At 34.6% G+C, this 16,165-nt stretch carries 14 protein-coding genes and 1 tRNA gene; 9 read left to right on the forward strand and 6 right to left on the reverse strand.

Annotated elements, in window-relative coordinates:
- Window position 1: 1 nt before the first annotated feature.
- Both DMB71_RS11510 and DMB71_RS21960 read right to left on the reverse strand, forming a co-directional pair.
- Complete coding sequence (locus tag DMB71_RS11510) at window positions 2-2,242, reverse strand: hypothetical protein (RefSeq protein WP_111366222.1); 2,241 nt, start codon at window positions 2,240-2,242, stop codon at window positions 2-4.
- 244 nt (window positions 2,243-2,486) lie between these two features.
- Window positions 2,487-2,603: transfer RNA gene (locus DMB71_RS21960), tRNA-OTHER, on the reverse strand.
- A gap of 287 nt (window positions 2,604-2,890) precedes the next feature.
- On the opposite strand from DMB71_RS21960, the gene DMB71_RS11520 reads away from it, so the two are divergent.
- The 8 genes from DMB71_RS11520 (at window position 2,891) to DMB71_RS11555 (ending at window position 12,855) form a co-directional block, all read left to right on the forward strand.
- Window positions 2,891-3,505 carry an HD domain-containing protein gene (locus DMB71_RS11520; RefSeq protein ID WP_111366225.1) on the forward strand — a complete coding sequence of 205 codons (615 nt, stop codon included), beginning with the start codon at window positions 2,891-2,893 and terminating at the stop codon, window positions 3,503-3,505.
- Window positions 3,506-3,757: 252 nt separating this feature from the next.
- Complete coding sequence (locus DMB71_RS11525) at window positions 3,758-4,795, forward strand: helix-turn-helix transcriptional regulator (protein ID WP_111366227.1); 1,038 nt, start codon at window positions 3,758-3,760, stop codon at window positions 4,793-4,795.
- 221 nt (window positions 4,796-5,016) lie between these two features.
- Window positions 5,017-5,475, forward strand: a complete 459-nt coding sequence (locus tag DMB71_RS11530; protein ID WP_111288579.1) for a MarR family winged helix-turn-helix transcriptional regulator — start codon at window positions 5,017-5,019, stop codon at window positions 5,473-5,475.
- Between the two features lie 53 nt (window positions 5,476-5,528).
- Window positions 5,529-7,919, forward strand: coding sequence for a 3-hydroxyacyl-CoA dehydrogenase/enoyl-CoA hydratase family protein (locus tag DMB71_RS11535; protein ID WP_111366229.1), 2,391 nt, complete (start codon window positions 5,529-5,531; stop codon window positions 7,917-7,919).
- A gap of 98 nt (window positions 7,920-8,017) precedes the next feature.
- The gene (locus DMB71_RS11540; protein WP_111366372.1) at window positions 8,018-9,199 is read left to right on the forward strand and encodes a thiolase family protein; all 1,182 of its coding nucleotides are present in this window, start codon (window positions 8,018-8,020) and stop codon (window positions 9,197-9,199) included.
- 126 nt (window positions 9,200-9,325) lie between these two features.
- Complete coding sequence (locus DMB71_RS11545; protein WP_111366231.1) at window positions 9,326-9,691, forward strand: four helix bundle protein; 366 nt, start codon at window positions 9,326-9,328, stop codon at window positions 9,689-9,691.
- A 33-nt stretch (window positions 9,692-9,724) separates the two neighbouring features.
- Complete coding sequence (locus tag DMB71_RS11550) at window positions 9,725-11,530, forward strand: acyl-CoA dehydrogenase family protein (RefSeq protein ID WP_111366233.1); 1,806 nt, start codon at window positions 9,725-9,727, stop codon at window positions 11,528-11,530.
- A gap of 308 nt (window positions 11,531-11,838) precedes the next feature.
- Entirely contained in the window at window positions 11,839-12,855 is a 1,017-nt protein-coding gene (locus tag DMB71_RS11555; protein ID WP_239452960.1) for a glycoside hydrolase family 18 protein, read from the forward strand.
- A gap of 50 nt (window positions 12,856-12,905) precedes the next feature.
- Here the strand turns inward: DMB71_RS11555 and DMB71_RS11560 are convergent, their stop codons facing one another.
- From DMB71_RS11560 to DMB71_RS11575, 4 genes are all read right to left on the reverse strand, one after another.
- Window positions 12,906-13,397, reverse strand: a complete 492-nt coding sequence (locus DMB71_RS11560; RefSeq protein WP_111366374.1) for a hypothetical protein — start codon at window positions 13,395-13,397, stop codon at window positions 12,906-12,908.
- Between the two features lie 82 nt (window positions 13,398-13,479).
- Complete coding sequence (locus tag DMB71_RS11565; RefSeq protein ID WP_111366236.1) at window positions 13,480-14,394, reverse strand: transporter; 915 nt, start codon at window positions 14,392-14,394, stop codon at window positions 13,480-13,482.
- Between the two features lie 44 nt (window positions 14,395-14,438).
- Window positions 14,439-14,954 (reverse strand): DUF4251 domain-containing protein, encoded by a 516-nt coding sequence (locus tag DMB71_RS11570; RefSeq protein ID WP_111366238.1) that lies wholly within the window; start codon window positions 14,952-14,954, stop codon window positions 14,439-14,441.
- A 4-nt stretch (window positions 14,955-14,958) separates the two neighbouring features.
- Window positions 14,959-15,387 (reverse strand): META domain-containing protein, encoded by a 429-nt coding sequence (locus tag DMB71_RS11575; RefSeq protein ID WP_111366240.1) that lies wholly within the window; start codon window positions 15,385-15,387, stop codon window positions 14,959-14,961.
- A gap of 213 nt (window positions 15,388-15,600) precedes the next feature.
- Between DMB71_RS11575 and DMB71_RS11580 the strand changes: the two genes are divergently transcribed.
- A complete protein-coding gene (locus DMB71_RS11580) occupies window positions 15,601-16,128 on the forward strand; it encodes a superoxide dismutase family protein (RefSeq protein ID WP_111366375.1) in 528 nt (175 codons plus the stop codon).
- Window positions 16,129-16,165: the final 37 nt, after the last annotated feature.

Genomic DNA, 16,165 nt, shown 5'->3' on the forward strand with positions numbered 1-16,165 from the left:
CCTAATCTATTAACAACTGCGTAACAACCGCTGGGTTCATCGCCCATTGCGCTGTATACACCTCATCGGCAATTTCATTTTCGGTGATTGTTAAACCTTGAGCTTCTGCTTTTAGCTGTAACAAACTACCAATATTCAATTTGCTATTTAGTTTTGACAACAACGCTTGAACGCCTTTGAAATCCAAACCACCCACAACCTGACCTCCGAAAGTCATCTCTAACCAAACGATTTCTCTTTTGGCTACATCCAACACTCCAAAAACCAAACCTTTGGCAACATTCTGCGTCACACGAACCTGATGATCTACACACGACGGATCGTACGCTACACCAGTTTTCTCCGAAATTTTCATCGGATGTTTGCTGTTCATCCAACCTACGATTAAATTTGGCGTAATACTTCCGTTACTGTACGCGTTGCAAGTAAAAGTTACAAATTTGGCTTTGGCTTTAGCCAATTCGTCGATATTGATGTTGATATATTCGGCAGTTCCAATTTTATTTGGAATGCTTCGGATATCTCCACTATGCTGACAACCTGTAGTCGTCAATCGGCTGAAAGAACAAATATCTGAACGGTCTTCGTAGGCAATATGACAGCTTAAATCCATATCCAAATGTTGTGCAGGAAGATCTTTACCCCACTGCATAAACAATCGCACTTCGTTTCCTTCAACCGGGAAACGTGTTCCCATTAAAGCAACTGGCAAATCCTGAACAGTTTCGCTTCGGTCACCTATAGAAACCGGAATATTAAACAATTGCTGATCGATATAGATTGTTTTATTCGTGTTCGCAATTTTTGCAAATCGTTTTTTCATGGCCAAAAGACACAATTGTTCGATTTGATTTTTCATTGCTTCCAACTGAAAATCTTCGTATAACTTCAATAAAGCATTTGCTTCGATTCGTTTGTTTGTTCCGCCTAAAGGTTTCACACTTCTCTGCATGTTTTTATCAAAATAATTTTGAGCATACATATTTAATGTAAACACCAATCGAGCCGGAACTTTATCGATGATTTCCTCAAAATGAGCAATAGTTTCTTCTGCTCCAAACCAAAGCATATTCGAAAATAACGAACGTGCAAATAATCCTGGACGCTGTTTTAATAACGCAAATGTTTTATCTGCATCAAATTTCAATCTTGACGAATCTACTTTACTTTGCCAAACGTCATACACTTGGTTGTAGAATGCATCCATTAAAAAGTTCAATTTCTCAAACCCTTTTCTTTTGCTGTATTCTGCCAAACGAAGCGCTCGGATAAAACGAACCCACATTCCTCTTTTTGGATGCATCGTTTCGCACATCGCTTCAACATCCATATCCATATTATTCAACCAGTTTGCCACCATTAAACATTCTTTTCGGGAATATTTTAGTTTCAAATCTTTTTGAGATGCAATTCTCGCCTGAACGCTTGTATCTAAGACATTGTAGAAATGCTGAGCGTTTTTTGATGTTCTTTTGATAATCGTTTTTGGCTCAATAATCTGAAGCATTCCTGTGTTTTTGTACCACAAGTATCGTAAGATATCTGTAGGCGTTTTCAAAAACTGAGACGCTTCGGCTTCTTTACCATTTTCAATCAAAAGATCAATAACTAGCATTAAAGTTTCCTTCATGGCCACTTCGGTTTTTGGTAAAGGCAAATATTGCATCGCCATTTTTAAACTATCTACCTGAGTAGCGTCTAAAGCGGTTTTTGATTGCAATAACGATATATAGAAATCATTTAAATCTTTTTCTGACCATAATTCCAACATTTTCAATTTGCTTCCTTGCCCGATATTTCCCAGTTTACCGAATTCAAACGGAGTTCCGCAGAACGGACAACCGTTATATCTTTCCAATGGAAAAGTATTATCTGGAATGATATGTCCACATTGTAAAGTTGTTCCGTTTTTAGTCTGAAAAACATTTCCGAAAAACGTGATGATATGATCTACAACAGATTCATTTGTTGGCACATTCCATTCTTTTACCAAAGGCGTCCAGTTTTTATCTGTTCCTAGGACTTCTCTCAAAACTTCTAAAACCTCGATTTTATAATTCGGACTTACATTGTTCAAAGCATGAAGCAATGATTCAGAAAAGGTGAATCCAAGTTTAGAAACATTGGCCAACAAAACTGAAGTTGTTCCTGATATATTTTTAACGTCATTCGTAATCATTTCTGATGGAATGAAAATAGCATTTTGACGTAAACTAATTTTTAATAATTCTTTTGTTTTCATTTTTTTTAATTTTTAAAATTTAGATAATTGTGCTTCTGAGTTCTACCTAAAAGATTTTTGAAGTAAGAAACACTTGACCTGAAATTTGACGATAATTGATTAACTAAGCTAAAATGGAGCGGGCTACCGCGAAAGAAGTAAGTTAATCTTGACCCTCGTTTTTATTAATGATAATTTTAAAACTTGCCGGACTCGAACCGTAGTAACCAATTTTCTGTAGTAAGTTTTAATTGACCATTAATTGTGGAGCAGGTGGGATTCGAACCCACGACACGGACATTAAAAGTGTAAGAAGTAAATTTTGATTGACCTTTGATTGATAATTTCAAAACTACCTGCTCTACCACTGAGCTACTGCCCCAATTATAATTATAAATAAAAAGGTAATGGTGTAAGTGTGTACGTGGAAAGTGTTTCGAAGTAACTCAAACTTAACCTGTTTTATTCCTTTTTTTATTTCTATGAACGTTTGTTTTTATTTCTTGAACAAAGATTTCAAAACTACTACGCAATTATTTTGCGTAGTAAAATTTTTGTTCCATTTTTTAGAAATACTATTTGTTTTATTTCTTGAGCAAAGATTTCAAAACTACTACGCAATTATTTTGCGCAGTAAAAAAAGAATTTTAAATTTGAGTAAAAAACAAGATGAATTTAAAAGAAATTTATTCTGATTTGCTCTTAAATATTGGCTTTTCAGCAAATGAAATTCAGCAAAACTGGTTGGATTTAGAAAAGGCATATTCCAAAAAGTCAAGACATTACCATAATCTCACGCATTTAAAAGAAATGATTGAGAGTTTTGAAATTTATAAAGACAAACTTCAAAACCCAGATGAAATATTATTCTCAATCTTTTATCATGATTTTGTGTATTCGGCTTCCAAAAAAGATAACGAACTCAAAAGTGCCGAATATGCTTTGTCAATTCTATCTGAAAATAGCATCCTAAATAAACAATTAGTTTTTGATGCGATCTGCGCCACACAGCAACATCAGCAAAATGCAATTGAAGATATAAATTGGTTAATCGATTTTGATTTGAAAATCCTTGCAAAAGATTGGGAAGATTATAAAATCTATTTTGAACAAATTCGAAAAGAATATCGAATTTATCCTGATTTTCTATACAAACCTGGACGTGCAAAAGCTTTGAAACATTTTCTGGAGAATGAATTTATTTTTCAAACGGCTGAGTTTAGGATTTTGTATGAAGAGAAAGCGAGAATTAATATTGAGAAAGAAATAAAGTTATTAAGCTAAAAAATTGAATCTCACAAAGACGCAGAGTCGCAAAGTTTTATTTAAAGTATTAATTAAACGCACAGTTTGTCATCCTGAGGAACGAAGGATCGCACAAGGAACTCTACAAAGATTGACGATTCTCTTTGAGGAATATTGGGTGTGATCCTTTGTCCCTCAGGATGACAAAAAAGGAAAAATCATTTTAATCTTTATAATCTGTGGCAAAAAAACTTTGCGTCTTAGCGACTTTGCGAGCAAAAAACAAAAACCATGTCACAAAACAAAAACGCCTTAATTCGGTACAAAACCATCGATAAATGCCTTCAAAATAAATACAGACAATGGACGCTCGAAGATTTAATCGAAGAATGTTCTGAGGCTTTATTTGAATATGAAGGACGACAAAATCCAATAAGTAAACGAACGATCCAAATGGATATTCAGCTGATGCGAAGTGAAAAATTGGGTTATAATGCACCAATCGTGGTTTACGATAAAAAGTATTATAAATATGAAGACGAGGATTTTTCGATAACCGATATTCCGCTGACGGAAACGGATATGAATGTTTTGACAGAAACGGTTTCAATGTTGAAACAATTTAAAGATTTCTCTTTATTTAATGATGTATCAGATATTCTACAGAGATTGGAAGATAAAATCTACGCCGAAAAATCGCATACTAAACCGGTCATTTATTTGGATAAAAATGAAAAACTAAAAGGACTGCATTATTTGGATGAAATATATCAGGCAATTATCAAAAAGATGGTTCTGATTATTACCTATAAATCCTTTAAATCTGCTGAGGAAACGAAATTCCATTTTCATCCTTTTATATTGAAGGAATTCAATAACCGCTGGTTTTTAATCGGAAAGAAAAAAGCCTCACAGCCGATTACCAATTTAGCATTAGATAGAATCATTTCGATTGACTATGATTTTAATCATCCATATTTAGAAGAAGATTTTGATGCCGACATTTATTATAAAGATGTAATTGGCGTTACGGTTAATTCAGGATTGAATGCAAGACGTATTGAATTATGGGTTGATGCTTCGAATGCGCCTTATGTGCTTACGAAACCTTTGCACACTTCTCAGCGATTAATCAAAGAAAATGAAGACGGCAGTATTATTATACATATATATGTAATACCAAATTACGAAATGGAAAGACTTCTGTTAGGTTTTGGAAGCTGTTTGGAGATTTTAAGACCAGAAGGTCTGAGAAATCGTATGAAAAAAATGCTTCAAGACGCTATTTCACGCTACGATTCTGAAAAACCAACTGAAATAAATGCATAATTTTTTACAGAATACAGAATTAAATGCGTTTTAAAAACTAAAAAAGGATTTTTACCGCATTAAAAATGTTAAAATCTAAAAAAAGAATAGTATATTACACTTAAAATAAACAACCAAAACCCTCTAAATCAGGGATATTTTATAACTAACCAAAAAATTATTAAAAAATTATATGCATGCATAGTATTTTTTAATTATATTTGAAATCGATATAGTTACCTATGAAAGATAAAACGATAGATTATATTTTGAGAGCTACATGGCAGGCTGTTTCAAGAATGTATAATGAAGAGGCTGCAAAATATGATGCAACAATGGCAACAGGATTTGCTCTTTTAAGTATGGACAAGGAAGAAGGAACTCCGTCAACGGCTCTCGGCCCAAGAATGGGAATGGAAGCCACAAGCTTAACAAGAACCTTAAAATCTATGGAAGAAAAAGGTTTGATTGTTCGCAAAAAAAATCCAAGCGACGGCAGAGGTGTTCTAATCTATCTAACCGACTTTGGAAAAGAAAAAAGAGATTTATCTAAAAATACAGTTCTAAAGTTTAATGAAACCGTGAGAAAACATGTTTCGGAAGAAAAACTGAATCATTTTATCGAAGTTTCTGAAATCATAAATGAACTGATTCACGATAAAAACATATTTAATCAAACAGAAAACACAGAAAAGGAATAGACTTTTTTTAGAAAGAAAATTCATTTTCTCCTACAAACAAATAGTAACAAATTATGAAACGCACAATTAAAAAAGTTGCTGTAATTGGATCCGGAATTATGGGTTCAGGTATAGCTTGTCATTTTGCTAACATTGGTGTCGAAGTTTTACTTCTTGACATCGTACCGCGTGAACTGACCGAAGCTGAAGCTAAAAAAGGATTAACACTTGAAAGTAAAGCCGTTCGCAACCGTGTGGTAAACGAACATTTGGCGAATTCATTAAAATCAAAACCATCTCCTATTTACAGTCAGAAATTCGCAAACAGAATTACGACTGGAAATACTACAGACGATATGGCAAAAATTGCCAATGTAGACTGGATTATTGAAGTTGTTGTAGAGCGTTTGGATATCAAAAAATTGGTTTTTGAACAAATCGACAAATTCCGTAAACCGGGAACTTTGGTTACTTCTAACACTTCTGGTATTCCAATTCACTTTATGAGTGAAGGAAGAAGCGAAGATTTTCAACAACACTTCTGCGGAACACACTTTTTTAACCCTGCGCGCTACTTAAAATTATTTGAAATTATTCCTGGTCCAAAAACTTCAAAAGAAGTATTGGATTTCTTAAATGACTACGGATCTAAATTCTTAGGAAAAACTTCGGTTGTTGCTAAAGATACTCCGGCGTTTATTGGAAACAGAATTGGTATTTACGGGATCCAAAGTTTATTCCATTTGGTAAAAGAAATGGGATTAACAATTGAAGAAGTTGATAAATTGACAGGACCAGTAATTGGTCGTCCAAAATCGGCTACTTTCCGTACGGTTGACGTTGTTGGTTTGGATACTTTGGTGCATGTTGCCAACGGTATCTACGAAAACTGCCCGAACGACGAACAACACGAATTGTTCAAACTTCCTGATTTCATCAACAAAATGATGGAAAATAATTGGTTAGGAAGCAAAACTGGACAAGGTTTTTATAAAAAAGTAGATAAAGATATTCTTTCTTTAGACTTAAATACACTTGAATATAGAGCTGCAAAAAAAGCTAATTTTGCAACTTTAGAATTAACTAAAACTATCGATAAACCTATTAATCGTTTTAAAGTTTTAGTAAAAGGAACAGACAAAGCGGGAGAATTCTACCGTAAGAGTTTTGCTGGAATGTTCGCTTACGTTTCAAACAGAGTTCCTGAAATCACAGATGAATTCTACAAAATTGACGACGCTATGAAAGCTGGTTTTGGATGGGAAAATGGTCCTTTCGAAATCTGGGATGCAATTGGTGTTGAAAAAGGAATTGAAATCATGAAAGCGGAAGATTTAGAGCCTGCTGCATGGGTAAACGAAATGTTGGCTTCTGGAAGCAAAAGTTTTTATACCGTAAAAGAAGGCGCTACTTATTTCTACGATATTCCAACAAAATCGCAAGTAAAAGTTCCTGGACAAGATTCATTTATTATTCTGAACAATATTCGCGAAAGCAAAAAAGTTTGGAGCAACAGTGGAGCAATCATCCAAGATTTAGGAGACGGAATTTTGAATCTAGAATTCCAATCAAAAATGAATACTATTGGTGGAGACGTTCTTTCGGCAATCAATAAAGCAATAGAATTAGCAGAAAAAGAACACCAAGGTCTTGTTATTGGTAACCAGGCAGCGAATTTCTCTGTTGGAGCTAATATCGGAATGATTTTCATGATGGCAGTTGAGCAGGAATACGACGAATTGAACATGGCAATTAAATTGTTCCAAGATACGATGATGCGTGTTCGTTACTCTTCTATTCCAGTCGTAGTAGCTCCTCACGGAATGACTTTTGGTGGTGGATGCGAAATGAGCTTACATGCTGATAAAGTGGTTGCTGCTGCAGAAACTTACATGGGATTAGTTGAATTTGGTGTTGGAGTTATCCCTGGTGGTGGTGGATCTAAAGAAATGACTTTAAGAGCTTCAGATTTATTCCGCAAAAACGATGTGGAATTGAATGTTCTTCAAGAGTATTTTTTGACAATCGCTATGGCTAAAGTTTCAACTTCTGGTTACGAAGCCTTTGATACTGGACTTCTTCAACATGGAAAAGACATTATCGTAGTAAACAAAGATCGTCAGATTGCTGAAGCAAAAAAACATGCATTGTTAATGGCAGAAGCAGGTTATACTCAACCAATCAGAAGAAATGATATTAAAGTTCTAGGAAAACAAGCTTTAGGGATGTTCTTAGTTGGAACAGATCAAATGGAAGCTGGAAAATACATTTCTGAGCACGACAAGAAAATAGCTAACAAACTGGCTTACGTAATGGCTGGTGGTGATTTATCTGAAGCAACTTTAGTATCTGAACAATATTTATTAGATATCGAACGTGAAGCTTTCTTGAGTTTATGTACGGAAAGAAAAACTCTGGAGCGTATTCAATATATGTTAACTAAAGGAAAACCACTTCGTAATTAGAGAATAAGATGAAAGAGCCAAGAAGCAAGACTTCAAAACAAAGTTTTGTCTTTTCTCTTGCCTCTTGCTTCTTTAAAATCTTAAAAAAACAAAAACAAATGAAAACAGCATATATAGTAAAAGCATATAGAACAGCAGTTGGAAAAGCTCCAAAAGGTGTTTTTAGATTTAAAAGACCTGATGAATTAGCTGCAGAAACCATTCAGTTTATGATGGACGAGTTGCCTAATTTCGACAAAAAACGTATCGACGACGTTATGGTAGGGAATGCCATGCCGGAAGCAGAACAAGGTCTTAACGTTGGACGTTTGATCTCTTTAATGGGATTAAAAGTGGAAGATGTTCCTGGAGTTACAGTAAACCGTTATTGCGCATCTGGATTAGAAACTATCGGAATGGCGACTGCTAAAATCCAATCAGGAATGGCAGATTGTATCATCGCTGGTGGTGCAGAAAGTATGAGTTATATTCCGATGGGAGGTTACAAACCAACTCCAGATTATAAAGTTGCAGCTGCAGGTCATGAAGATTACTACTGGGGAATGGGTTTAACTGCTGAAGCAGTGGCGAACCAATACAAAATCTCAAGAGAAGATCAGGATGAGTTTGCTTACAACTCTCACATGAAAGCTTTGAAAGCGCAAGCAGAAGGAAAATTCGATAAACAAATCGTTCCGATTACTGTTGAACAGACTTTCATCAACGAAAATGGCAAAAAAGAAACTAAATCTTACGTTGTAAACAAAGACGAAGGCCCAAGAGCAGGAACTTCTAAAGAAGCTTTAGCAGGTTTAAAACCAGTTTTTGCTGCTGGAGGAAGTGTAACTGCGGGCAACTCTTCTCAAATGAGCGACGGTGCGGCTTTTGTTTTAATCATGAGCGAAGAAATGGTAAAAGAATTAAACCTTGAGCCAATCGCACGTCTAGTAAACTTTGCTTCTTCTGGTGTTGAGCCAAGAATTATGGGTATCGGACCTGTAAAAGCAATTCCGAAAGCCTTAAAACAAGCAGGATTAACATTAAACGATATCGAGTTAATTGAATTAAACGAAGCTTTTGCTTCACAAGCTTTAGCAGTTACTCGTGAGTTAAACATTAACCCAGAAATAGTAAACGTAAACGGTGGAGCGATCGCTTTAGGTCACCCTCTGGGTTGTACAGGAGCTAAACTTTCTGTTCAGTTATTCGATGAGATGAAACGTCGTGGTAATAAATACGGAATCGTTTCTATGTGTGTGGGGACTGGGCAAGGTTCTGCGGGGATTTACGAGGTATTGTAGTTTTTTTATGAGAGGAAAGAAGCAAGAAGCAAGACTTACATTTGGAATGTAGATATTCTAAAGCGTGTTTTTAAAAGTAGTAAAAAACTTACTTTTAATTTTTCTTCTTATCTTGCCTCAAAAAACATGAGACACAATTTTAAGAATTTGAAAATTTGGATTTTAGCAATGGAAATCACTAATGATATTTATAAACTAACTACCACTTTTCCAAAATCAGAAACGTATAGTTTGACAAGTCAAATGAATAGATGTTCTGTTTCAATGCCTTCTAATATTGCTGAAGGCTCTAACAGAGGAAATAGACACTTTCAGCATTATTTGAATATTAGTTTAGGTTCGTCATTTGAATTACAAACACAATTACTGATAGCTTTTCAAAATGATTATCTATCCAAGACAAAAACAGAAGAAATAGAAAACAAAATAATTGAATTTCAAAAGATGACAACAGGTTTCATAAGTAAGTTAGATCAAAATCTTTCTTCTTGACTCTTGCATCTTTTAATCTAAACAAAAAACAAAATGGCAGATACAATCGAAAAAAACGTGACTCGTGGTGGTCAGTTTTTAGTTAAAGAAACAAAATGCGAGGATATCTTTACACCAGAAGATTTCTCGGAAGAGCAGTTAATGATGCGTGACTCTGTAAAAGAGTTCGTTGACAAAGAATTATGGGCGCATAAAGATCGTTTTGAGAAAAAAGATTATGCTTATACAGAAGCTTCTATGCGTAAAGCTGGTGAACTTGGACTTCTTGGAGTTGCAGTTCCAGAAGAATACGGCGGATTAGGAATGGGATTTGTTTCTACAATGTTAGTTTGTGACTACATTTCTGGAGCAACAGGTTCTTTCTCTACTGCTTTTGGTGCGCATACAGGAATTGGAACTATGCCAATTACACTTTATGGTACTGAAGAACAAAAGAAAAAATACGTTCCGTTATTAGCTTCTGGAGAATGGTTTGGAGCTTATTGCTTAACTGAACCAGGCGCAGGATCTGATGCAAACTCAGGAAAAACTAAAGCCGTTTTATCTGAAGACGGAAAATACTACTCTATCACAGGTCAAAAAATGTGGATTTCGAATGCAGGTTTCTGTAGCGTTTTCATCGTTTTTGCTCGTATTGGAGATGATAAAAATATTACAGGTTTCATCGTAGAAAACGATCCTTCAAACGGAATTTCTATGAATGAAGAAGAACATAAATTAGGAATCCGTGCTTCTTCTACTCGTCAAGTTTTCTTCAACGAAACTAAAGTTCCGGTTGAAAACATGTTGTCTGAAAGAGGAAACGGTTTCAAAATTGCTATGAACGCGTTAAACGTTGGTCGTATTAAATTGGCTGCGGCTTGTTTAGATGCTCAAAGAAGAGTTACTTCTGGAGCTGTAAAATACGCTAACGAAAGAATTCAGTTCAACACTCCTATTGCATCTTTTGGAGCAATTCGTGCTAAATTGGCTGAAATGGCAACTAACGCGTACGCTGGAGAAAGTGCTTCTTACCGTGCTGCAAAAGATATCGAAGACAGAATCGCTGCTCGTGAAGCTGAAGGAACTTCTCACCAAGAAGCAGAATTGAAAGGTGTTGAAGAATATGCTATCGAGTGTTCTATCTTGAAAGTAGCAGTTTCTGAAGATGTTCAATCTTGTTCTGACGAAGGAATTCAGATTTTTGGTGGAATGGGATTCTCTGAAGATACTCCGATGGAAAGTGCATGGAGAGATGCTCGTATCGCTCGTATCTACGAAGGAACAAACGAAATCAATAGAATGCTTTCTGTAGGTATGTTGATCAAAAAAGCAATGAAAGGTCACGTTGATCTACTTGGACCAGCAATGAAAGTTCAAGAAGAATTAATGGGAATTCCATCTTTTGATACTCCAGATTTCTCTGAATTATTCTCTGAAGAAAAAGTAATCGTAGCTAACTTGAAAAAAGTCTTCTTAATGGTTGCTGGAAGCGCTGTTCAAAAATACGGTCCAGAATTAGATGCTCACCAACAATTATTGATGGCAGCTTCTGATATCTTAATCGAAATCTATATGGCTGAAAGTACAATTTTGAGAACTGAAAAATTAGCAAAAGCTCAAGGCGAAGATAAAGTTCAAGAGCAAATCGCTATGGCAAAATTATACTTATACAAAGCGGTAGATATTGTAAACTTAAGAGGAAAAGAGGGAATCGCTTCTTTTGCTGAAGGTGACGAGCAACGTATGATGCTAATGGGACTTAAACGTTTCACTAAATATACTAACCTGCCAAATGTTGTGGCACTTAGAGAAAAAATTGCAGCAAAATTAGTAGCAGAAAACACTTACTGCTACTAATTTCAAAATAGTTTTTAGCTTTTAATTTGTTATAAACCCGCGCAAGTCCGAAACTGCGCGGGTTTATTTTTTCTTATATTTTCAGTAAAAGATATTTCTTACATGTCGCAATATTTTTGCAGTTATTTGCAAAATATTTGTTAAAATTAGCTTTTAGATTCATACAGAATAGTTAAACATCAAATGGATTACATTATATTTAGCATTCTAAAAACTATAAAAACAAAATAATGAAACAAATTAACCTAATTGCATCATTTTTATTGTGCTTTTGCTTCGCAGCTGCTTTCGCACAGAAAAATAAAAAAATGGACATTATTGCCTATTATACTGGCGATTCTCAACTTATTGACCAATACGAAGTTGGAAAATTAAATCAGATTATTTTTAGTTTTTGTCATTTAAAAAATGGCAAATTAAGTGTCGATTCTGCAAAAGATTCTATTACGATCAAACATTTAGTTTCGCTTAAAGCGAAAAATCCACAACTTAAAATTATTGTATCACTTGGCGGATGGGGAGGTTGCGAACCTTGTTCTGAAGCATTCTCAACTGCTGAAGGGCGCTTAAAATTTGCAAAATCTGTAAAAGAAGTTAGCGATTATTTTAAAGTTGATGGTTTAGATTTAGATTGGGAATATCCATCTATTGAAGGACTTCCTGGACATTTATATCAAGCTGCTGACAAACCTAATTTTACTGAATTGATTAAAATATTACGTTCTACTTTGGGTAAAAAATATGAATTGAGTTTTGCTGCAGGAGGTTTCCAAAAATGTTTAGATGAATCTATCGACTGGAAAGCAGTTGCTCCATTTGTAAATCGCATTAATATTATGAGTTACGATTTAGTAAACGGATACTCAAAAGTTACAGGGCATCATACACCATTATACAGCACAAATCCTAAAGAAGAATCTACAGATAGAGCTGTTGAGTTTTTATTAAAAGCTGGTGTTCCTGCTGAAAAATTAGTAATTGGAGGTGCATTTTATACTAGACAATGGAAAAATGTGGAGAATATCAATAACGGATTGTATCAAGCTGGAGAACACTTTCAAGGTGTTGATTTTAAAAACTACGCTACAACATACACAGAAGCAAACGGCTGGAAATATTTTTATGATGAAAAAGCTCAAGCACCATATTGGTACAATGCATCAACTAAAACTTTTGCAACATCAGATGATTTAAAATCGATCAAAGCTAAAGCTGAATATGCAAAAGCAAAAAAATTGGGAGGAATTATGTTCTGGGAACTTACTCTGGATAGTTTCCGCGATGGAATGGTAAATGAGATTTACAAAGTTAAAACTGAAAAATAAAAAAAAAAAAGGGAATCAAATTGATTCCCGTTTTTTTATAGACGAACATTTTACATCGTTTTTGTCTTATTTTTATCCATTTCACCAATAAATGGAATAGCCTCTAAAATTTCGCTTCTAATTATGGTTTGAAGATAAACTTCAAGCTGAATAAACTTTGCTGCATTTATTGACCCAATCGCTTTTTTTGCCTGATTATAAGTTTTAGAGTAAAGTTTCTCATAGTCAACATGGTTTTTCAAAGTAGCTTTTGCCAATTCATCCGCTTTAGCATCAGTTAAAGTTTCATAATTAGCCGCATAATCATTTAGCAATTGAAACTTTGTCTGCCCTAAAGCTTTTCTCGACGTTTCGTAATTATCATAAACTTTAGCAAAGGCTGCCGCTTGTGCGTCAGATAAATTCATGTACTGTTTTACCAGGTCAGCTTTAGATTTTCCATAAACACTTTGTACTACTTCTAAATCTTCTTTGTAAGAAGACTGCGCATAAGATGAAAACGAGGCTACGGCCATGATAAGAATAAGACTTAATTTTTTCATAGTTTCAATTTTAAATTTGTTTTTAAAAATATATGCATATTCAAATATACTGATTTTAAACACGTTAAATGAAAATTATATTTTAAAAGAAAGAATATTGATAAACCGCTGAAAGCGCATAATAATTTAGTCCGTTGTTTGTATAGGCTCCAATATGATATTGAAATCTAATGGACTGCCCTTTTGCGATTGGAGTAGAAAAAGTACCTCCTACTCGCCAGTTATCAATCTGGCTATCATCTGAAACTCCATCAGTAATAGTTCGACCTCCAAAAAACCAAGTCGTATTGAAACCAACCCACATTTGGTTTTTAAAATAATAGCTTGCATGCGCCTGAAGGCTATAAGTTGGTTTTTGCTCTAATTTTTTTCCTAGATAATTATTATTATCTGTATAAAACCACATTCCGCCATAGGCCTCTGCATATACATGAGCAAATCGTTTCGACACCCCTATTTCGGGCTTAAAAGCCCAGCGATTTGTGCCAATGTTCACTTGTTTATCGCCATAATATCTTCCTGTTGGAACAGAAGTAACCAAACTAACCCCAAGAATTGTTTTTTGCTCAAAACTTCTGAATTCAGATTTATCAAGTGCAGGAGAACCTAACAGATTAATTCCAAAACGCACTTTCATATCTGCAAAACCAGTTCTTGAGCCAGTAACCAACTGATCACTAATTACAGCAGATCCATCCATAAAAGTAAAAGGTAGCGCTACCTGTATACGAGCCAGTTTATCTGCCAACCCAAAAGTTCTAATATAATTTACAGCCATATTATGACTTTGAAGTGTAAAATCTTTTATGGGTAAAGAAGGATCTGTAAGCACATTTCCATTCATGAAAACATAACCTGCAGCAATTACATTTAAGTTCTTTGGAACATTAGCATACACTCTGGGTTCCAAATCCTGACCAAATACAGAGAACATACCAAAAAAGAAAAACAAAACCGAAAACTGCCACTTTAATAACCAAAAAAAGATTCTTACCATATATTCAGATGAATTTGTGACAAGTTTAATATTGAATTATATCATTATTTCTCTGCTGTTTTTGGAGCATAAATTACTCCATCATAACTAATTGGACCTCTATTATTGCTACTCACAGAAAGTGTTGTGCTTCCGTTATAAAAAATAGAAAACGTTAAATCGTACACATCACTGGCGCCTCTTACTGTTGCCTTTAGAATGGTATTGTTCTTTTTACTTTCAACCCTAATATTCTCGGGCTTTCCTTCAAATTTTATTCCGCCATCAGTATTATAGCCAACATTATAGCCTCGGCCAAAAAAAGGAAGATCACAAGTTGTATTATCGGTTTTAAACTTTAAAAAATAAGTATTATAATCGAGCTGAATCAATCTCCCGCCTTGAGGTGTTGTTTTTTGAGCCTCAAACACAAAATTCTGAGAATCAATAAGAACTTTTATCTCATTTTGCTTCTTCAGCTCCCTTTCTTGCTTGAGCTCTTTTTTTGTTTTTTCTTGCGCAGAAACCGAAAAACTAACAACATTTATCAGTATCAACACAATAGATAATGTAGTTTTCATAACATTATTTTTTAGTAAAACGCATCATGGCAATATCCCCAGAAATAAAGTTTAAAGTCTTACCATCATCTGTAATATCGTAAGAAGTTATTTTTTGAAGCGTACTCAAATAAGTCTGTTCACCTTTCAATCCATCCAAACACATCATTTTGGTTACTGCCATTGGCTGAGTAAAATTTATTTTATTGCCATTAACAGCCAATCTTCCTGAGTATGAATTACAGCTTGCGTTACCAGAAACCTGACTTACTTTGGTGTCAAAATTTATGGTTGGTTTTTTATTTGGATATAAGGCATCAAAAGTAGTTGAAGGCTCGGAAATATAATTCAGTTCCCATGTTCCGTCAAGTTTTGAAACTGCGTCCGTTTTTGCGCATTTACAAGAAATTAAAAACGAACTAAAAAAAACGAGGGTAAAAATCTTTTTCATCATAACATTAAGGATTAAATGTGAGCGAATTAGATAAATGGTTTTCAGAAATTATTCGTTAAAAACCTATACGAATTTAAACAATATTTTCGGTTTTTAACTCAATCAATATCAAATTATAAAGTATAGTTTGACTTTTTTTTAACTTTTAGAGTTAATCAATTCCGTTATTTTATGTTAAATTTACTTAATCTTTAACTAAAAATGCCCGTAGATATGAAAAAACTAATTGTTTCTTTCGCTATAATTACAGCCTTAGTCATTGGCTGTAAAACAAATAACAAATCAAATGACGCTAAAACTCTAACTGTTGCATTAGAACCAAAAAGCAACAGTAAAGTAGCTGGAACTGCTACTTTTGTTGAGAAAAATGGCAAAGTAACTTTTACAGCAAAAATTACAGGATTAGAGCCGGGAGTTCACGCCATCCATATTCATGAAAAAGCAGATTGCAGCTCTGCAGACGGAAGTTCTGCTGGAGGACACTGGAATCCAACTTTCAAAAAACACGGAAAATGGGGAGTTGGAGAATATCATAAAGGTGATATCGGAAACTTTACCGCTGACGCAAAAGGTAACGGATCTATCACTTTAACTACTGACGAATGGTGTGTTGGATGTGGAGATTCTAACAAAGATGTTCTTGGAAAAGGTTTAATTGTACATGCTGGAACAGATGATTTTACCACTCAACCAACAGGAAATGCCGGAGGAAGAGTTGCTTGCGCAGGAATCATTAAATAAGAAAAATTTGAATAACCGCTATTTTTAACAAAATCTA

The organism is Flavobacterium tistrianum (genome assembly GCF_003254545.1).
Classification (GTDB): Bacteria; Bacteroidota; Bacteroidia; order Flavobacteriales; family Flavobacteriaceae; genus Flavobacterium; species Flavobacterium tistrianum.